At 69.8% G+C, this 19,679-nt stretch carries 13 protein-coding genes; 4 read left to right on the top strand and 9 right to left on the bottom strand.

The window, feature by feature from the left end; genetic code table 11:
- Window positions 1–92: 92 nt before the first annotated feature.
- The 9 genes from OG946_RS25400 to OG946_RS25360 all read right to left on the bottom strand — a co-directional run bounded on the left by OG946_RS25400 (window position 93) and on the right by OG946_RS25360 (window position 15,245).
- Window positions 93–1,190: an ABC transporter ATP-binding protein gene (locus OG946_RS25400; RefSeq protein WP_326798319.1), complete on the bottom strand. Its 1,098-nt coding sequence runs from the start codon at window positions 1,188–1,190 to the stop codon at window positions 93–95.
- Complete coding sequence (locus tag OG946_RS25395; protein WP_326798318.1) at window positions 1,177–2,184, bottom strand: ABC transporter ATP-binding protein; 1,008 nt, start codon at window positions 2,182–2,184, stop codon at window positions 1,177–1,179. Before OG946_RS25395 ends, OG946_RS25400 begins: the two co-directional genes overlap by 14 nt.
- 7 nt (window positions 2,185–2,191) lie before the next feature.
- Entirely contained in the window at window positions 2,192–3,154 is a 963-nt protein-coding gene (locus tag OG946_RS25390) for an ABC transporter permease (protein ID WP_326798317.1), read from the bottom strand.
- Window positions 3,147–4,070 (bottom strand): ABC transporter permease, encoded by a 924-nt coding sequence (locus OG946_RS25385; RefSeq protein ID WP_326798316.1) that lies wholly within the window; start codon window positions 4,068–4,070, stop codon window positions 3,147–3,149. Before OG946_RS25385 ends, OG946_RS25390 begins: the two co-directional genes overlap by 8 nt.
- A gap of 67 nt (window positions 4,071–4,137) precedes the next feature.
- A complete protein-coding gene (locus tag OG946_RS25380; RefSeq protein WP_326798315.1) occupies window positions 4,138–5,775 on the bottom strand; it encodes a peptide ABC transporter substrate-binding protein in 1,638 nt (545 codons plus the stop codon).
- 258 nt (window positions 5,776–6,033) lie between these two features.
- Complete coding sequence (gene typA, locus OG946_RS25375) at window positions 6,034–7,905, bottom strand: translational GTPase TypA (RefSeq protein WP_326798314.1); 1,872 nt, start codon at window positions 7,903–7,905, stop codon at window positions 6,034–6,036.
- A gap of 159 nt (window positions 7,906–8,064) precedes the next feature.
- Window positions 8,065–8,334: a hypothetical protein gene (locus OG946_RS25370; protein ID WP_326798313.1), complete on the bottom strand. Its 270-nt coding sequence runs from the start codon at window positions 8,332–8,334 to the stop codon at window positions 8,065–8,067.
- Between the two features lie 5 nt (window positions 8,335–8,339).
- Entirely contained in the window at window positions 8,340–12,929 is a 4,590-nt protein-coding gene (locus tag OG946_RS25365; RefSeq protein WP_326798312.1) for a DUF6531 domain-containing protein, read from the bottom strand.
- A 114-nt stretch (window positions 12,930–13,043) separates the two neighbouring features.
- Window positions 13,044–15,245: an ABC transporter family substrate-binding protein gene (locus OG946_RS25360; RefSeq protein WP_326798311.1), complete on the bottom strand. Its 2,202-nt coding sequence runs from the start codon at window positions 15,243–15,245 to the stop codon at window positions 13,044–13,046.
- Window positions 15,246–15,600: 355 nt separating this feature from the next.
- Here OG946_RS25360 and OG946_RS25355 point away from each other — a divergent pair, with 355 nt between their 5' ends.
- The 4 genes from OG946_RS25355 (at window position 15,601) to OG946_RS25340 (ending at window position 19,662) form a co-directional block, all read left to right on the top strand.
- Entirely contained in the window at window positions 15,601–15,891 is a 291-nt protein-coding gene (locus tag OG946_RS25355) for a hypothetical protein (protein ID WP_101421768.1), read from the top strand.
- Between the two features lie 119 nt (window positions 15,892–16,010).
- Window positions 16,011–16,844 (top strand): hypothetical protein, encoded by an 834-nt coding sequence (locus OG946_RS25350; protein WP_101421769.1) that lies wholly within the window; start codon window positions 16,011–16,013, stop codon window positions 16,842–16,844.
- 41 nt (window positions 16,845–16,885) lie between these two features.
- Window positions 16,886–18,880, top strand: a complete 1,995-nt coding sequence (locus OG946_RS25345) for a fumarate reductase/succinate dehydrogenase flavoprotein subunit (RefSeq protein ID WP_326798310.1) — start codon at window positions 16,886–16,888, stop codon at window positions 18,878–18,880.
- Window positions 18,877–19,662, top strand: a complete 786-nt coding sequence (locus OG946_RS25340) for a succinate dehydrogenase/fumarate reductase iron-sulfur subunit (RefSeq protein WP_326798309.1) — start codon at window positions 18,877–18,879, stop codon at window positions 19,660–19,662. The genes OG946_RS25345 and OG946_RS25340 overlap by 4 nt, the downstream gene beginning before the upstream one ends.
- Window positions 19,663–19,679 lie beyond the last annotated feature (17 nt).

Raw genomic sequence — 19,679 nt, 5'->3', positions numbered from 1 at the left:
GGGGCGTCGGCTGCCGACGCCCACCATGACACCGATACGTGATAAAGCCGACTAACCAGACTTCCTTACCGACCGCAGATCGCCCCGTCGGCCTACCCGCCGACGCCCGGGGCCGCCTGTCCCGGCCCCTCCTCGTCCTCCCACTCCGCCGCGAAGTGGCACGCCGACGGGTGCGCCACCGCCCCCTCCGCGTCCCGGAACCACGGCGGCACGTCCAGCGCCGGGTCCTTCTCCGCGCACACCGGCTGCGCCTTCCAGCACCGCGTACGGAACCGGCACCCCGACGGCGGGTTCGCCGGCGACGGCACGTCACCGCTGAGCAGGATCCGCTCCCGGCTCTCCCGCGCCTCCGGGTCCGGCACCGGCACCGCCGAGAGCAGCGCCTGCGTGTACGGGTGCGTGGCGTGCTCGTAGATCGCCTCGTCGGTGCCGGACTCCACGATCCGGCCCAGGTACATCACCCCGACCCGGTCCGAGATGTGCCGTACGACGGACAGGTCGTGCGCGATGAAGATGTACGACAGGTGGAACTCGTTCTGCAGCCGCTCCAGCAGGTTCACCACCTGCGCCTGCACGGACACGTCGAGCGCCGAGACCGGTTCGTCCGCGACGATGATCTCCGGCCGCAGCGCGAGCCCGCGCGCGATGCCGATCCGCTGCCGCTGCCCGCCGGAGAACTGGTGCGGGTAGCGGTTGATGTGCTCGGGGTTGAGCCCGACGACGTCGAGCAGTTCCTGGACCCGCCCCCGCCGGCTGCCCTTCGGCGCCACCTCGGGGTGGACGTCGTAGGGCTCGCCGACGATGTCGCCGACGGTCATCCGCGGGTTGAGCGAGGTGTACGGGTCCTGGAAGACCATCTGGATGTTGCGCCGCACCGCCCGCAGCGCGCGCCCGGAGAGCCGGGTGATGTCCTCGCCCTTGAACCGGATCACCCCGGCGGTGGGCTGCTCCAGGCTGACCAGCATCTTGGCGATGGTCGACTTGCCGCAGCCGGACTCCCCGACGATGCCGAGGGTTTCGCCGCGCCGCAGGTCGAACGAGACGCCGTCGACGGCCTGTACGGCCCCGATCTGCTTGCGGAAGACGACCCCCCGGGTGAGCGGGAAGTGCTTGACCAGGTCGCGCACTTCGAGGATCGGCTCCTCGCCCGGCGCCTCCGCCGGCGCCTCGGCCACCTCAGGGCTGGTCATGGAGCTGGTCCTTCCAGAAGTGGCAGGCACTCCCCCGCCCCGGCAGCGGGTGGCCCTCGTCGTCCGTCACCTCGTACAGCGGCGGGCGGTCGGTCACGCAGACGTCCTGGGCGCGCGGGCAGCGGGGGTTGAAGGGGCAGCCCGGCGGGATGGCCAGCAGGCTGGGGGGCGTGCCGCGGATGGCGCTCAGCTCCTGGCCCTTCTGGTCCAGCCGCGGGATGGAGTCCAGCAGCCCGCGGGTGTACGGGTGCGCCGGCGCCTTGTACAGGTCGTGGACGGGCGCCGTCTCCATGATGCGGCCCGCGTACATCACCGCGATCTTGTCGGCGACGTCCGCGACCACGCCGAGGTCGTGGGTGATGAGGATCAGCCCCATCCCCGTCTCCTCGCGCAACTCCGCCAGCAGGTCCATCACCTGCGCCTGTACGGTCACGTCCAGCGCCGTCGTCGGCTCGTCCGCGATGATGAGTTCAGGACCGAGCGCCAGCGCCATCGCGATCATGATGCGCTGCCGCATGCCGCCGGAGAACTGGTGCGGGTAGTCGTTGACGCGCTCCCGGGCGGCCGGGATCCGTACCCGCTCCATCAGCTCGATCGACCGGGCCTTCGCCTCCGCCCGGCTCGCGCCGCGGTGCACGCGGAACATCTCGCCGAGCTGAAAGCCCACGGTGAGCACGGGGTTGAGCGACGACAGCGCGTCCTGGAAGATCATCGCCATCCGCTCGCCGCGCACCTTGCGGCGCGCCTCGCGGCCCAGCTTCAGCAGGTCCTCGCCCTGGAAGAGCACCTGCCCGCCGGTGACGAACCCGGGCGGCGAGTCGAGGATGCCCATCACGGCCTGCGCGGTCACGGACTTGCCCGAGCCGGACTCGCCGAGCACCGCCAGCGTCTCGCCCGGGGCCACGCGGTACGAGACGCCGTTGACGGCCTTCGCCACCCCCTCCCGGGTGCGGAACTCCACTTGCAGGTCGCGGACGTCGAGCAGCGCGGTCACGTACACCTCACCTGAGCTTCGGGTCGAGCGCGTCGCGCACCGCGTCGCCGAGCATGATGAACGCCAGCACCGTCAGGCTCAGCGCCCCGGCGGGCCACAGCAGGGCGTGCGGCGCGTTGCGGATCTGGGTGGATGCGGTGGAGATCTCGCTGCCCCAGGAGACGGTCGGCGGCTTCAGGCCGACGCCGAGGAACGACAGGGTCGCCTCCAGCGCCACGTACGTACCGAGGGCGATGGTGGCGACGACGATGATCGGCGCGATCGCGTTGGGCAGTACGTGCCGCAGCATGATGCGCCGGGTGGAGGCGCCGAGGGTGCGGGCGGCCTGGACGTAGTCGTTCTGCTTGGCCGTGATCACCGAGCCGCGCGCGATCCGCGCCACCTGCGGCCAGCCCAGCAGCACGATCAGCCCGATCACCGGCCAGACGGACCCGCTCTTGATGACGGAGAGGAAGACCAGGCCGCCCAGCAGGATCGGGATGCCGAAGAACACCTCGGTGATCCGGGAGAGGACCGCGTCGCCCCAGCCGCCGAAGTACCCGGCGAGGCCGCCGAGTACGGTGCCGAGGGCGGCGGCGCCGAGGGTGGCCAGGGTGCAGACGGTCAGCGAGGCGCGGGCGCCGTAGACGGTGCGGTTGTAGACGTCGCAGCCCTGGCTGTCGAAGCCGAAGGGGTGGCCGGACTCGGCGCCGAGGTTGCGCTTGGCGATGTCGCAGTTGTACGGGCTGCCGGTGGCGACCACGCTGGGCCACAGGGAGATGAAGATCAGGAAGAGGATCAGCAGCCCGGCGACGACGAAGACGGGGTTGCGGCGCAGGTCCTGCCAGGCGTCGGACCACAGGCTGCGGGCCGGCTGGTCCGTCCCGGGGGCGCCGCCGGCCTCGGCCTGGAGGACGTCGCTGCCGGGCAGCGACTCCGCCTCCTGGGTGCCGATGTCCGCCCGCTGCTTCTCCTCGTAGCGCTCAGGCATAGCGGATCCGCGGGTCGAGGACCGCGTAGAGCATGTCCACCACCAGGTTCGCCAGCAGGTAGGCGATGACGAGGACGGTGACGAAGCCGACGACCGTGGGCGCGTTCTGCCGCAGGACGCCCTGCCAGAGCTGGAAGCCGACGCCCTGGATGTTGAAGATCCGCTCGGTGACGATCGCGCCGCCCATGAGGTTGCCGATGTCGATGCCGAGGAAGGTCACCACCGGGATCAGGGAGTTGCGCAGCAGGTGGCGGACCGTGATGCGGCGGCGCGGCAGGCCCTTGGCGACGGCGGTGCGGACGTAGTCGGCGCGGGCGTTCTCGGCCACGGAGGTACGGGTCAGCCGCGTGGTGTACGCGAGCGAGACCAGCGCCAGCACCACCGCGGGCAGGACCAGCTCGTTCCACGGCGCCCCGGAGGAGACCGCGGGCTTGACCCAGCCCCACTTGACGCCGAGCAGGTACTGCAGCACGTAGCCGGTGACGAACGTCGGGATGGAGATCACGACCAGCGTGGCGAAGAGCACCCCGGTGTCCACCGCCCGGCCGCGCCGCAGCCCGGAGATGACGCCGAGGGTGACGCCGATGAGCATCTCGAAGAGCACGGCGAGCAGGGCGAGCCGGACGGTGATCGGCCAGGCGCGGCGCATCAGGTCCAGCACCGGCTGGCCGTTGAAGGCCATGCCGAAGTCGCCGGAGAAGATGTTGCCCATGTAGAGCAGGTATTGCTGCCAGAGCGGCTTGTCGAGGTGGAGGTCCCTGCGGATCTGCGCCGCGGTCGCGGGGTCGGGCGCCCGGTCGCCGAACATGGCGGCGACCGGGTCGCCGAGCGCGTAGACCATGAAGAAGATGAGGAAGGTGGTGCCGATGAACACGGGGATCATCTGCAGCAGCCGCCGGATCACGTAGCGGCCCATGGGCGCCCCTCCTCTCCTCGCGTGTCCGCTCCCCCCGCGCCGGGCGCGGCGGACCGCCGCGCGTGCACTACTTGACCTTGACGTCCGGGTAGTTCGGGACGCTGAAGGGGTCCAGGGAGACGTCGGTGACGCGGTCGGAGTGGCCGGCGATGCCGTTCTGGTACCAGAGCGGGATCGACGGCACGTCCTTGGCGAGCAGCCGCTCCGCCTCCTGGTACTTCTTGACGGCCGCGGCGGTGCTCTCGGCGGCGTTGGCCTGGTTGATGAGGCTGTCGAACTTCTTGTTGCTGTACTCGCCGTCGTTGGAGGAGGCGCCGGTGACGTACGTCGGCGACAGGAAGTTCTCGATCAGCGGGTAGTCCATCTGCCAGCCGGCGCGGAACGGGCCCTTGAAGCTGCGGTCCACGACCTGGGTGCGGAAGTCCGCGAAGGTGCCGATGGGGTTGACGACGCAGGCGTTCTCCTTGCCGAGCGCCTTGTTGATGCTGTTGCAGACCGCGTCCATCCACTCGCGGTGGGAGCCGGTGTCGACGTTGGAGGAGATCGTCACCTTCCCGCCGGGGAGGCCGCCGGCACCGTCGATGAGCTTCTTGGCCTGCTTGGGGTCGTACGTGCACAGGTCACCGCAGATCGTGTCGTCGAAGCCGCCCTTCGCGCCGATGACCGGGGAGGTCCAGTCCTTGGCGGGGATGCGGGTGTCGTCGTAGATCTGCTTGGTGATCTGGTCGCGGTCGATCGCCTTGGAGATCCCGCGGCGCAGGTCGGCGTTGTCGGCGCCGCCCCAGGCGTCGTCGTAGAGCGGGAAGGCGAGGGTCTGGATGATGCCGGCCTTCTGGTTGATGAAGCGGTCGCCGAGGTCGTTCTTGGCGTTGGCGAGCTGGCCGGCGGGCAGCTCGTCGGAGATGTCGAGGTTGCCGGCCTGGAGGTCGGTGAAGGCCGTGTTCTGGTCGGTGTAGACCTTCAGCTCGACGCCGTCGTTCCTGGCCTTGTCGTCGCCCTTGTACTTGCCGTCCTTGACGAGCTTCATCGACGTGCCCCTGGACCACGACTCGATCTTGTACGGGCCGTTGCCGATGGGCTTGTCGAGCCACGCATCGTGGTTGTCGAAGAACGCCTTCGGCAGCGGCGCGAAGGCCGGGTAGCCGAGGGTGTCGGGCCAGATGGAGAACTTCTGCGACAGCTTGACGGTGAACGTCCGGTCGTTGACGACCTTCAGTCCGGAGAGCTTCTGCGCGCTCGGCTCGGAGCCCTCGGCGGTCGGGTGGACCTTGTCGTAGCCGTCGATGTACCGGAAGAAGGTGGCGTTGACCTGGCGGTTCTTGATGTTCGCCGCGTAGTTCCAGGCGTCCACGAAGGACGTGGCGGTGACCGGCTCGCCGTTGCTGAACCGGAAGCCCTTCTTGACCTTGACGGTCCAGTTCTTCTGGTCGTCGCTCTTGATGGACTGGGCGAGCATGTTCTTCGGCTCGGCGGTCTTCGGGTCGTAGATGACGAGCCCGCGGGTGATCAGCTTGAGGACCTTGCCGCCCTGGACCTCGTTGGTGTTGGCCGGCTCCAGCGGGTTCTGCGGGTCGCCCCACTGCGCGGTGAAGGTGCCTCCGCCGCCGCCTGACGAACCGCCACCGCTGTCACTGCCGCAGCCGGTCGCGGCGAGTGCGGCGCACACGACGCAGGCGGTCCACGAGGCGCGGGTGGCTCGACGCATGAGGGTGCCTCCCAAGGGTCCCTAGTGTCACTTAAGTGACATAAGACCCCATAAGGGACGCCCGCGCTTCCGGGGGCACGCCATCGGGGGAGCACAACCCCCCGGATGGAGCGCGCGCGGCGCGCCGGTCCGGGGGGCGGCGTGATTCGGGGTATACGCGCCGCGCGTGGGTGCGGCGTGTTCCTGCCGCGTGTTCCTGCCGTGTGTCAGATGCCGCGGGTACGCCCCGCGCGTACCAGCTCCGCCTGCCGGGCGGCGTTACGCGTGCTTCGCCCGCGAGGCAGCCCGCGCGCGCTCGCGCCCGTCGAGCACCACCTTGCGGATCCGCACCGTGTCCGGCGTGACCTCCACGCACTCGCCGTCGCGGCAGAACTCCAGCGACTGCTCCAGCGACAGCTTCCGCGGCGGCACGATCGACTCGGCGATGTCGGCCGTCGACGACCGGACGTTGCTGAGCTTCTTCTCCTTGGTGATGTTGACGTCCATGTCGTCGGAGCGGGAGTTCTCCCCGACGATCATGCCCTCGTACACCTCGGTGCCCGGCTCGATGAAGAGCGTCCCGCGCTCCTGGAGGTTCGTCATCGCGAACGCCGTCACCGCGCCCGTCCGGTCCGCGACCAGCGACCCGCTGCTGCGCGTCCGCAGCTCGCCGAACCACGGCTCGTGCCCCTCGAAGATCGAGTGCGCGATGCCCGTGCCGCGGGTCTGCGTCAGGAACTCCGTGCGGAAGCCGATGAGCCCGCGCGAGGGCACGACGAACTCCATCCGGACCCAGCCGGACCCGTGGTTCGTCATCGTCTCCATCCGGCCCTTGCGGGCGGCGAGGAGCTGCGTGATCGCGCCGAGGTGCTCCTCGGGCGCGTCGATCGTCATACGCTCGACGGGCTCGTGGACCTTGCCGTCGATCTCCTTGGTGACCACCTCGGGCTTGCCGACGGTCAGCTCGAAGCCCTCCCGGCGCATCGTCTCCACCAGGATCGCCAGCGCCAGCTCGCCGCGGCCCTGCACCTCCCAGGCGTCGGGGCGCTCGGTGGTCAGCACGCGCAGCGACACGTTGCCGACGAGCTCGCGGTCGAGGCGGTCCTTGACCAGCCGGGCGGTGACCTTGTGGCCCTTGCCGCCCTTGCCGACCAGCGGGGAGTTGTTGGTCCCGATGGTCATGGAGATCGCCGGCTCGTCCACGGTGATCAGCGGCAGCGCGACCGGGTTCTCCGGGTCCGCGAGGGTCTCGCCGATCATGATGTCGGTGATGCCGGCGACCGCGCAGATGTCCCCGGGCCCGGCGAGCTGCGCGGGGCGGCGGGTGAGCGCGTCGGTCATCATCAGCTCGGTGATCCGCACGTTCTGCACGGTGCCGTCGCGCTTGATCCACGCGACGGTCTGCCCCTTCTTCAGCTCGCCCTGCTCCACGCGCAGCAGCGCGATGCGGCCGAGGAAGTTGTCGGCGTCGAGGTTGGTCACGTGCGCCTGGAGCGGCGCGCCCTCGTCGTACGACGGGGCCGGGACGTAGTCCAGGACGGTGGAGAAGAACGGCTCCAGGCTGTCGCTGTCCGCCGGCACCGTGCCGTCCTCCGGCTGGGTCAGCGAGGCGACGCCGTCGCGGGCGCAGGCGTAGACGATCGGGAACTCGATCTGCTCCTCGTCGGCGTCGAGGTCGAGGAAGAGGTCGTACGTGTCGTCCACGACCGCGGAGATCCGCGAGTCGGGCCGGTCGGTCTTGTTGATGCAGAGGATCACCGGCAGCCGCGCCTGGAGCGCCTTGCGCAGCACGAACCGGGTCTGCGGCAGCGGCCCCTCGGAGGCGTCGACCAGCAGCACGACGGCGTCGACCATGGAGAGCCCGCGCTCGACCTCGCCGCCGAAGTCGGCGTGGCCGGGGGTGTCGATGATGTTGATCACCACCGGCTCGCCGCTCTTGGGGTGGTACTTCACCGCGGTGTTCTTGGCGAGAATGGTGATGCCCTTCTCGCGCTCCAGGTCCCCGGTGTCCATGACCCGGTCGTCGACGGACTGGAGCTGGTGCTCGGCGAAGGCGCCGGCCTGCTTGAGCATGGCGTCGACCAGGGTGGTCTTGCCGTGGTCGACGTGGGCGACGATGGCGACGTTGCGAATGTCCTGGCGCGTCGGCATGACTGGGCGGTGCTCCCGAACTAGAGGGGGTCAGCCGGGCGATTCGACCACGGCCGTCCTATCGTACGGTCCCCCTCCCCCACCCCCACGCGCGCCGGTACGCCAGCCCACCCCGAAATGCCCCGCATTCCACCCCCCGGGCCCCGCCCCGCCCCGCCCTCAGTCCTCGTCCGGATCCCAGCCGCACGCCGCGAGCCGCCGCCGCAGCACCCCGGCCCGCTCACGCTGCGCCCGGGCCAGGGGGCGCGCCGCGTCGTTCATCACCCGGTGGTGCTCGACCCCCAGAAACGCGGAGCCGACCACGCCCACGTTCCACTCGTTGAGCCCCTCGGAGAGAACGGCCAGCAACGGGAGGTAGTCCTCGTCGCCGACCCCCGCGGGAAACGCCTCTTCCAGCATGGCCACAACCGGCAGCAGATGTGCCTCCACCTGGATCACCTTCCAATGAAGTTCATCGAGGGATGAACGATCGCATCGAACACCACTCCCTGGGCTTCCGCCCCCACCAGGAACTTGAGATCCGCAGTGAAGATCTGCATGCCCAGTTCGTCGGCCGTGCCGAAGATCTGGATGTCATTGGCACCCACCTTCTTCGTCGTGTTCAACCCCAGGGCACGCGCACTAGGGGTGTCCGCCACCACTTGCACCCGGTTCACCAGAGCCGCGGCCAGGTTCTGCTCCTGCGGGCCTACCCAGCCGGCGGAGACACCCCGGCTGACAGCGGCCTGGAACTCAGCCATGGCAGTCTGCGACATGAAGACGTCCCGATTTCCGATCATCGCGTTGATCCGCTGGCCCACGGACATGTCCGCGGAGGACAGAGCACGCGCTGTACCGGCGTCGATCATCACGCCGTACGGCGAAAGTCCCAGAGGGTCGGCGTAGACGTGGGGATTGTGGGGATAAGTGGTGGGGTTCGGCGCGGGGCCGAGGCCGAGCGGGTCAGGGGTGGTGTAGTGCGCAGTAGCGGGGTCGTAATACCGGTTGACGTTGTAATGAAGCCCCGTCTCCAGGTCGGCGTACTGACCGGGAAAGCGCAATGGGGTGTATGCAGTCGCCTCGCGATTCCATGAGACGTTCCCCCACAGCGTTGTTCGGGTGCGCCAGGCTATCGCCCCCGATTCCGCCACCAGCTCACGCGGCGTACCCACCAGGTCGGTGACGATGGCGAAGAAGCGGCTGTCGATCTCGCGCTGGGTCGTGCTGTCCGTGACCCGTTCGACCTGAGTGAGCGGGGTGATCCCGTCGTGGTCCCAGGTGAGGGTGACCGGGTCGGGGAAGTGCGCGGCGCGGGTGGTCTGCTCGATGAGGGTGGGTCCGTCGTAGGCGAAGCGGACTTCTTCGATCACCTCGTCGGAGCCCGGCGCGAGCCGCATCTTGCGACGACGGTGCCCCAGTGGGTCGTACTCGTAGCGCCAGCGGGAGCCGTCCGGGGTGGTGACCGCAGTCAGTCGGTCGTCGGAGTCGTAGGTGAAGTGCCAGGTGTCCGGCTTCTTCGACAGCCGAGTCCGGGTGCGGCGCAGGAGGCGGCCGGCGTCGTCGTACTCGTACCGGTAGCGACCGGCGTGAGTGACCATCGTGCCGGTGTAGGCGCGGTCGCCGATCGCATCCGGGTCCTGCCCTTCCGGCCAGGCAGCGGCCGTCTGGGCGCCCGTGGAGTCGTACACGTAGGACTCCGACCACGCCGCCGCCGTCACCTGCGTGACCCTGCCGCCCGCGTCCAGGTCGAAGTCGTAGCGACCGCCCAGGTGCTCATCGACGGAGGTGGGATAGCCGTCGGGCCGGTAGGAGTACTCCCGTGCCTGCACCAGCGTGGTGCCTGCCTTCACTTCGTGCCGCGCCGGCCTCCCCAACGGGTCCCGCACCGAGGTCAGCGCGAGTTGCCCGATGCGACGGTCCGTTTCCCGCCCCGCCGCGTCGCGGGCGAAATCCACCCGGCGCCCAGCGGTGGTGAGATGGGTCCGCCGCCCAGCCGGGTCGTAGCCGTACGTCGTCACCTCGCCCGAGGGCGTCGTCCGCCGCGTGCGCCGCCCGGCCGGATCGTAGGCGGAGGCAGTCACCGCGCCGTTCCACCGCTCTGCCGTGACCCGTCCAAGCCGGTCCCGCTCATAGATCAGTTCCCCGGACGGACCCGCAGCCGAGACGAGCCGCCCGACCGGGTCGTAGGCGTATGTCGTGACCTCTTCACCCGTGTCCTTCGAGGCGAGTCGGCCCAGTGCAGTCCGCCCGTATGCGATCCGCTGCCCGAGCGGCGTCGTGCGGGCCACTAGCTGCCCCACCGCGTCCAGTTCGTAGCGGGTCCGCCGACCCACGAAGTCGGATTCGGCGACCAGTCGCCCCGCCGCGTCGTAGGTGTAGTCCCACGTCTTCTCATGCGGGTTGGTGACCTGCACGAGGCGGAGGTCGCGGTTGTGGGTGAAGGTGTAGTGCGCCCCGTCGGGATCGGTTCGTGAGGCGAGCATGTCGAAGTGGGAGTAGGTGTAGCGCGTAGTCGCCCCACCCGCGTCCGTGTGGCTCAGGCAGTTGCCTTCGGCGTCGTACTCCCAGGACTCCTGCGCCCCGTCCGGTGTGATCCGGCGACCTAGGCGGCCCTCGACGGTCCACTCCAAGAATGTCGTGGCGCCCATGGCGTCCGTCACGGCGACGGGGCGGCCGAACCCGTCGAGCCTTTGCACCACTGCTCCCCCCACCGGATCGGTGGTTCGGATCGGCAGCCCCGCGGCGTTGCACTCCACCCGGGTGACGGCACCCAGCGGATCGGTCACCGCGGTGAGGTGGCCGGCCTCGTCGTAGCCGTACGTCGTCGTGTATCCGGCCGGGTCCGTGACCGTAGTGCGGTTGCCGCGGTCGTCGTAGCCCTGCCGCCACACCGCACCGTCGGCATCGGTGAACTCCACGGGCAGGGCCTGGCCGCCATAGACCGCGTGCAACTCGCCGCCATCGGGGCGGACGACATCGGTGAGTTGGTGGGCGTCGTTGTAGGCGTAGCGGGTGGTGCGGCCTAGGGCGTCCGTTTCGGCGGTGAGGTTGTGGTGGTCGTCGTAGGTCGTGTGCGTGGTGTGGCCGAGGGCGTCGATTTCGGCGACGATCTGGCAGTTGTCGTTGACGACGAAGCGAGTGGTGGCGCCTTCGGCGCTGGTGAGGGTAGTGACGGTGGCCTCGGGCCAGGCGGGGTCGAGACCGTCGTAATCGAGGGTGAGGGCGAGATGGCCGGCGACCCCGCCTTCGGCTATGCAGCGGTCGCGGGTGTCGTAGGTGTACTCGTACCGCTTGTCGTTCCGATCGGTCCACGACGTGACCCGCAGTCGGTCGTCGTAGGTGAAGATCAGAGGCAGGCCGGAGGAGTTGATGTCCTCGGTGAGGTTGCCTTCGGGGTCGTAGCCGAAGCGCTTGATGACCACGTCAGTGCCGTCGGCGGCGGCGCCGACGAGGGACAGGGCGGTTATTCGGCCGAGATCGGCGTCAGTACTGATCTTGAGGTCGTAGCCACCGGAGTGGCGGATGCCGATGGGGGTGCCGTCGTCGTCGTAGGCGAAGGTCAGGGTGTGGCCATTACGGTCCGATATCTGCTCAAGCAGCGCCAGGCCGTCGGCGTCGGGTCGGCTGAAGCGGCGAGTGTGACCGGTGACGGGGTCGGTGACGGTGTAGCCACCGGTCTCCAGACGGGTGAGCGGCCAGCGCGGACCCAGTTCGGGCACGACGTCGGTCTCGGTGCCGGAGGGATGCGGGTAGGCCAGGATGCGGCCGTCTTCGGTAACGAAGACGACCCCTTGATCGTCGGTCTCCAGGCGCTGATCGGCTGTGGACGCCCAGGTTGGGCCGAACCACCAGCCGGTCCGGTAGGTCGAGCCCAGCCGCCGTGTGAACGTCAACGGGAGCAGACCAGGCAGCGTGACATCTGTCTGGAACAAGTACATCTGGCCAGTGGCCAGGTCCACAGGGTCCGTGAGCTTCGAGACGATGTTCTTCAGCCGGCTCAGCGCGCCCTTGGCGGCGCCGCTCAGCATGGTGCGGCCGCTCTTGGCGAGGCCCAGGATGCCGGCCTTCATCGCTTTCAGGCCCGCCATGGCCTTCATGCCGCCCTTGGCCATCTTCGCCAGGCCGCCGAGGGTGGTGAGGCCCTTCATGCCGGGGATGCAGTCCAGCGCGGCGAAGGCGACGTCCCAGAGGGAGGCTTGGCCGTTCATGTACTTGTAGAGCGTGTCGGCCAGGACGACGAGGGCGGCGGCGAGGACGACCCAGGCGAGGGGTCCGCCGATGATGAGGACGACGATGCCGAGGACGGCGACGATGACCTTGCAGACGTTGACGATGGTGTCCCAGTTGTCCTTGACCCAGTCGACCGCCTTCTCCCACCACTTACGGTTCTGAATACCGGCGTCCGAGGCTTCTTCCAGCTTGTCCTTCGCTTCTGACGCCGCGTCCTCGCGCATCTTCTTCGCGTCGGCGGCCATCTTCTTGGCCGCTTCGAGACCGCCTTGCGCGTTGTCGACGGCGGTCTGGGCGCTGGACTGGGCGGACTTGGCGTCGGTGGCGTTGCGGGTGGCGGCGCGTACCTCGGACTCGTCGGGCTTCTCCTTGCCCTCTTTCTCGTCGTACTCCTCGGTCTTCTTCGTCGCCCGATCGACCCAGGAGTTCGCGGAATCGAGGCGCCCGTTGGCGGCGGTCAGATCACTCTGGGCTTCGCGCCCCTTGGCGAGGGCCTTGTCGGCCAGCGACTGGGCGCGCTCCAGCTTCGGCCAGTACGCCGCCAGCGCATCACCCGCCAGGTCGTACGACCGCTGAAGCTTCTTCAGATTCTTCGGAACTTCCTCGAACTCGTCCTGGAACGCCTTCGCCGTCTTCCCCGCCCACCGCAGCAGCGCATCCTCACCGGCCATCCCCTTGATCTGCCGCAACGCATCCGCCACGTCATCGGCGAAGTCATGCAGCTCACGCGCCAACTGCTTGACCCGCTCCGGATCCCCCGGCGTCGGATCGTCATCCAGGTCGAGTACGTGCCAGTCGGTGGGTCGATTACCCATACCCGCAATCCCCCCCGTGCGAGGTGCGCAGTTCCGAACGCAGGCAGCCAAACGATCGCCTGAGGAAAGAGACGCGGCCCGGGGATTGCCGGTTGCGGGGGGAGAGAGCGTTCGTCAGTTGCGGTAGCCGATGTCCTGGTAGCGGGGGGTGGTGAAGCCGAAGGCGCCGGCGTTGGCGAGGTTGCGGGTGGTGGCCACCAGCTGGGGGCGCTGGTAGAGGGGGATCGAGCCGGCCGCCGCCCAGATGCGGGCGTCGGCGCGGGTGAGGAGCTCCTGGGCGACCTCGTCGTCCAGTTCCGAGGCCGCCTGGTCGAAGAGCTGGTCGATCTCGTCGGTGCCGACGCGGGTGTAGTTCTGCTCGACGACCAGGGAGCCGTCGGGGGACGGCACGGGCTTGGCGTAGATCGGGCGGGCGTCCGTGGCCGGGTAGGGGGTGCCCGGCCAGGAGTAGAGCGCGATGTCGTACTCGCCGGCCGCGATGTAGTCCTTGAAGTAGCCCTGCTCCCCGGCCTCGACCACCTCGGTCCGTACGCCGATGTTGTCCATCATCCGCACCACCCGCGAGGCCACCGACCGCAACTGCTCCGTCCCGGGGCCCTCCGGCACCACGAAGCGGAGCGTCAGCGGCTTGCCGTTCTTGACGAACGGCCGCTGCCGTGGCGGCTGCGCCACGCTCGCCTCCCGCTCGGCCAGCGCCGTGCGCGCCAGCCGGGCCGCCTTCACGGCCTTCTTGTACGCCTTCGAGGACTTGCCGTGCTTCGCCGCCGCCGCCCACAGCTCCGCCTGCCGGCCCAGCGCGACGTACTGCGCCTCGGCCGGCTGCGTCACCGACAGCGGCACGTCGTACGTCGGCAGCACCGCACCGGCCGGCTTGTCGTCGCCGGACCGCGCACCGTCCGCGCGGTCACGCGCGCCGGTGCCCTTCGCCTCCTCCTCCGACCGCGGGCCGCCCTTCCAGCCCGCCTCCGCCAGCATCTTCTGCGCCGCGGTCACGTCCTGCGGGCCGAGCGCGGCGCTCTGGTCGCTGTAGCCGGGCTGGCCCGGCATCAGCAGGTGGCTGCCCAGCGGCTTCGACGGCAGGCCGTGCGGGCCCAGGACGCTGCGCGCCAGGGTGCCGCGGTCCACGGCGCGGGCGACGGCGCGGCGTACCCGCTCGTCGGCGAGCGGACCCGAGCTGCCGTTGAGCGCGAGCTGCGTGTACGCGGGCTCCAGGGCCCGGTGAACGGTGTACGGGCGGGGGCCGGCCTTCGGCAGCGTCACCAGGTCCAGCGGCTTGCCGTCCTGGGCCCTGTCGTTCCTGGTGACCTGCACCGTGGACTTCGCGGCCCGCTCGGCGCGGTCGGCCTCCAGGGCATCGTCCCGCTCGACCTCGGCGATGTTCAGCCGGCCGGCGTCCAGCGCCTTCTCCCGCCCGATGCCGCGCGGCAGCTCCTGGAAGACGAGCCGGTCGAGCAGCGCCCGGTCGCCCCACCAGCGGGGGTTGCGCACGAGGGTCACCGACGTCGGCTCGCTCGCGTCACTCTCGTCCCGCTTCCCCTTCTTCCCGCCGTCCTTCTTGCCGTCCTTCTTCTTCCCGTCCTTGTACTTCTTGTCCTTCTTCTTGTCCTTCTTCTTGTCCTTCTTCTCGTCCTTCTTCTCGTCCTCGACGTCCTTGATCGTGAACGGGCCCGCGACCTCCGCCAGCCCCGTCCTCGACCCGTCGTTGAACGCCTCCGGCGTCTTCGTCACGCTCATCGGGTACAGCGGCGAGAACAACGCCTCCCAGTCCGCGTACGGCTTGTCGAAGACGACCCGCACCTCGCCCGGCTCGTCGCCCTCCTCGACCGACTCAATCCGGTCGTAACCGGCATTGCGCGCCGTCCAGTACGCGGTGTCCTCGCCGTTCAGCGCCAGCCACTGCGCCTCGAAGTCCTCCGCCCCGATCGGCCGCCCGTCGCTCCACACCGCCCTCGGGTTCAGCCGGTAGACCACCCGCTGCTTCGGGCTGCGGTCCTCGACCTCCGCGCTCTCCAGATAGTCCGGGTCGGCCGCCGGCTTGCCGTGCGCGTCGAGGGTGAAGAGCCGCGGCAGCACCGCGCCCGCCACGCGGTCGGTCGCCTCGCTCGCGTCGGCCTGGAAGACGTTGAACGTCTCCGGCGCCTCGTCCACGGCCCAGCGGACCGTGCCGCCCGGCCGGAGCTGCTCGCGCGAGACGGCGGTGACGTCGTGCGCGGCGCCGGCCGCGTCGCTCGGGGAGGTGTCGCAGCCCGCCAGGGGCAGGGTGACGCCCGCCGCGATCAGCACGGCGGTGTAGCGCCTGCGGCTGTGAAGGGACATGCGCGATACCTCCGTGATGCACACTTTCGGCGTCATTGGCCGCTCATCACACTTCTCTTGTCCCGCCACCTAAAACGAGCCCGCCCCGCACCCCGCGGCGACACGGCGGGCGCGCCGCCCAACTCCACCCGTCCGGCGCAGCCGTGGGGACCACGGGCCGTGTGTTTTCCGTACGGATCGGCAGGATCCAGCCCCGTACGTCACTCCCGGAGGGGGAAATCTGCAGATCCCTTCCCAAGCGAGCGCGAGACGCGCGAGACTTCCCCCCACAGCGCCCTGAGCGCGTCTTCGCCGTGCGCAAAGACGCGTGCGGGGCACCGTCAGCACCGCCCGACCGAAGACGTGAGGGCATGTCATGACCCTGAACGAAGAACTGACCGCAGCGCAGCGCTGCGTCGACGATCTCGTACGCACCGTGAGCCGCCTGGAGCGGCGCATGGGCACCGGCGCGCTGGAGCTGCGACGCGTACGGACCGACGCCGACCACCTGCGGGAGTCCCTCGCCCTGCTGCGCGAGGTCTCCGCCCAGGGCCCGGAGAAGGAGGGACCGACCCTGGTCCCCATCCCCGACCAGCCGTACGACCACACCCTGTGGCGGGACGCCGACGACGAGGGACTCGGCGCCGGCGGCCGGCACGCCCCCTAGCCGGGCAGCCGGACCACCCCCGCCGCGCGTCCGCGCGCCTGGGTCCCGTCAGGCCCCGGTCCGCGGGCGCACCCCGTCCATCCCCGACCCCACTCCATCCCCTCCTGCCGGAGACAACCTTGGCCACCGGAACAACCGAACGCCCACCGACCCCCGACCAGCCAGGCGGTGTCCGCGCCCCGGGCCGTGCCGCGATCGCGGCGCGCCACCTGCGCACCGACCGCTGGTGGGTGCAGCCGACCGCCACCTTCGCCGGCCTGATGGCGTTCATCGTCTACTCGACGTGGCGCGCCCTCAGCAACGCCGACTACTACGCGGCGCCCTACGTCTCGCCCTTCTACTCGCCGTGTCTGGGCTCCGACTGCGTGGACATGAAGAACGGCCCCAACTTCGCGCTCTTCGGCGACTGGTGGTTCATGTCCCCGGCGGCGATCATCCTGGTCTTCCCGCTGGGCTTCCGGTTCACCTGCTACTACTACCGCAAGTCGTACTACCGCAGCTTCTGGGGCTCGCCGCCCGCCTGCGCGGTCGCCGAGCCGCACAAGACGTACACCGGCGAGACCCGCTTCCCGCTGATCGTGCAGAACCTGCACCGCTACTTCTTCTACGCCGCGATCGCCGTCGCCGCAATCCTCACGTGGGACGCGGTCCTCGGCTTCCGCAACAGCGAGTACGAGTGGGGCCACGTGGGTCTCGGCACCATCGTGCTCTGGATCAACGTCGTGCTCATCTGGCTCTACACCCTCTCCTGCCACTCGTGCCGGCACATCGTCGGCGGCCGGCTCAGGCACTTCTCCAAGCACCCGGTGCGCTACCGCGCCTGGGGCCTGGTGGGCAAGCTCAACGAGCGCCACGCGCTGCTTGCCTGGGCGTCCCTCATCAGCGTGGGGCTCGCCGACCTGTACGTATACCTGCTGGCCTCGGGCGCATTCGACGACCCGGTGCTCTTCTGAGGCGCAGCGAGCCGACCGATGGGAAAGGCGAAGCACAGAAAATGACGCAAGTCGAACGGCAGCAGTGGGACGTCGTCGTGGTCGGTGCCGGGGGCGCCGGGCTGCGGGCGGCGATCGAGGCCCGCGAGCAGGGCCTGCGCACAGCCGTGATCTGCAAGTCGCTCTTCGGCAAGGCCCACACCGTGATGGCCGAGGGCGGCATCGCCGCCAGCATGGGCAACGTCAACGCGGGCGACAACTGGCAGGTGCACTTCCGCGACACCATGCGCGGCGGCAAGTTCCTCAACAGTTGGCGGATGGCGGAGCTGCACGCCAAGGAGGCGCCGGACCGCGTCTGGGAGCTGGAGACCTGGGGTGCGCTCTTCGACCGCACCAAGGACGGCAAGATCTCCCAGCGCAACTTCGGCGGCCACGAGTACCCGCGCCTCGCCCACGTCGGCGACCGCACCGGGCTCGAACTGATCCGTACGCTGCAGCAGAAGGTCGTCTCCCTCCAGCAGGAGGACTTCAAGGCCGGCGGGGACTACGAGTCCCGGATCAAGGTCTTCCAGGAGTGCACGGTCACGCGCATCCTCAAGGCGCCCGACGGCCGGGTCTCCGGCGTGTTCTGCTACGAGCGCGAGTCGGGCCGGTTCTTCGTGATCGAGGCGCCGTCGGTGGTGCTCGCGACCGGCGGCATCGGCAAGTCGTTCAAGGTGACGTCCAACTCCTGGGAGTACACGGGGGACGGGCACGCGCTCGCGCTGCTCGCCGGGGCGTCGCTGATCAACATGGAGTTCGTCCAGTTCCACCCCACCGGGATGGTCTGGCCGCCCTCGGTCAAGGGCATCCTCGTCACGGAGTCGGTCCGCGGCGACGGCGGTGTCCTGCGCAACAGCGAGGGCAAGCGCTTCATGTTCGACTACATCCCGGACGTCTTCAAGGAGAAGTACGCCCAGAGCGAGGACGAGGGCGACCGCTGGTACGAGGACCCGGACAACAACCGGCGCCCGCCCGAGCTGCTGCCCCGTGACGAGGTGGCCCGCGCCATCAACTCCGAGGTCAAGGCCGGCCGCGGCTCCCCGCACGGCGGGGTGTTCCTGGACGTGTCGACCCGGCTGCCCGCCGAGGAGATCAAGCGCCGGCTGCCGTCGATGCACCACCAGTTCAAGGAGCTGGCGGACGTCGACATCACCGCCGAGCCGATGGAGGTCGGCCCCACCTGCCACTACGTGATGGGCGGCGTGGACGTCGACCCGGACACGGCGGCGGCGCTGGGCGTGCCGGGCCTCTTCGCGGCCGGCGAAGTCGCCGGCGGCATGCACGGCTCCAACCGCCTCGGCGGCAACTCGCTCTCGGACCTGCTGGTGTTCGGGCGGCGCGCGGGGCTGCACGCGGCCGAGTACGCGCGCGACGCGGCGGGCTCCGCCGACGGGCGCGCGGAGGTCGACGAGGAGCAGATCGCGGCGGCGTCCGCGGAGGCGCTGCGCCCGTTCAGCGCGGAGGCCGGCGCCGGTACCGCCGCCGGGGCCGCGGGCGCGGACGGGGACGGCGGCGCCAAGCCGCCGGAGAACCCGTACACGCTCCACCAGGAGCTCCAGCAGTCGATGAACGACCTGGTCGGCATCATCCGCCGGGAGGCGGAGATGAGCGAGGCCCTGACGCGCCTCGGCGACCTGCGCGTACGGGCCCGGGGCGCCGGCGTCGAGGGTCACCGGCAGTTCAACCCCGGATGGCACCTCGCGCTGGACATGCGGAACATGCTGCTGGTCAGCGAGTGCGTCGCGCGCGCGGCCCGGGAGCGTACCGAGTCCCGCGGCGGCCACACGCGCGACGACCACCCGGCGATGGACCGCGACTGGCGCAAGCAGAACCTGGTCTGCCGGCTGGCCGACCCGGCGGGCGGCGCGCTGCCCGCGGCGGACGTGCCGGACCCGGAGCGGGGCCAGATCCGGCTGGAGAAGCGCGAGATGCCGCCGATCCGGCCCGACCTGCTCGACCTCTTCGAGAAGGAAGAGCTGGTGAAGTACCTGACGGACGAGGAGCTGACCGAGTGACCACGGCACCCACCACGGGCTACATCGCCCGCTTCAAGGTCTGGCGCGGCGACACCGAGGGCGGTGGCCTGGAGGACTTCGAGGTCGAGGTGAACGAGGGCGAGGTCGTCCTCGACATCATCCACCGGCTGCAGGCCACCCAGGCACCGGACCTGGCGGTGCGCTGGAACTGCAAGGCGGGCAAGTGCGGCTCGTGCAGCGCGGAGATCAACGGCCGCCCGCGGCTGCTGTGCATGACCCGGATGTCGGTGTTCGACCGCGAGGAGACCATCACGGTCACCCCGCTGCGCGCCTTCCCCGTGGTCCGCGACCTGGTCACGGACGTCGGCTTCAACTACGAGAAGGCCCGCGAGATCCCCGCGTTCGTCCCGCCCGAGAAGCTGGCGCCCGGCGAGTACCGGATGCAGCAGGAGGACGTGGACCGCTCGCAGGAGTTCCGCAAGTGCATCGAGTGCTTCCTGTGCCAGGACACCTGTCACGTGGTCCGCGACCACGAGGAGAACAAGGCGGCCTTCGCGGGCCCGCGCTTCCTGATGCGGGTCGCGGAGCTGGACATGCACCCGCTGGACGCGGCGAAGGACGAGGGTCTGGACCGTAGGACCACCGCGCAGGACGAGCACGGCCTGGGGTACTGCAACATCACCAAGTGCTGCACGGACGTCTGCCCCGAGCACATCAAGATCACCGACAATGCGCTGATCCCGCTCAAGGAGCGGGCGGCGGACCGCAAGTACGACCCGCTGGTGTGGCTGGGGAGCAAGATCTTCCGCCGCAAGGACTAGCGTTCCGTCCGGCCGTT

This window comes from Streptomyces sp. NBC_01808, assembly GCF_035917395.1.
Taxonomy (GTDB): Bacteria; Actinomycetota; Actinomycetes; order Streptomycetales; family Streptomycetaceae; genus Streptomyces.
The sequence above is the reverse complement of the archived record's forward strand: the minus strand, read 5'-3'. Positions and strand labels throughout refer to the sequence as shown.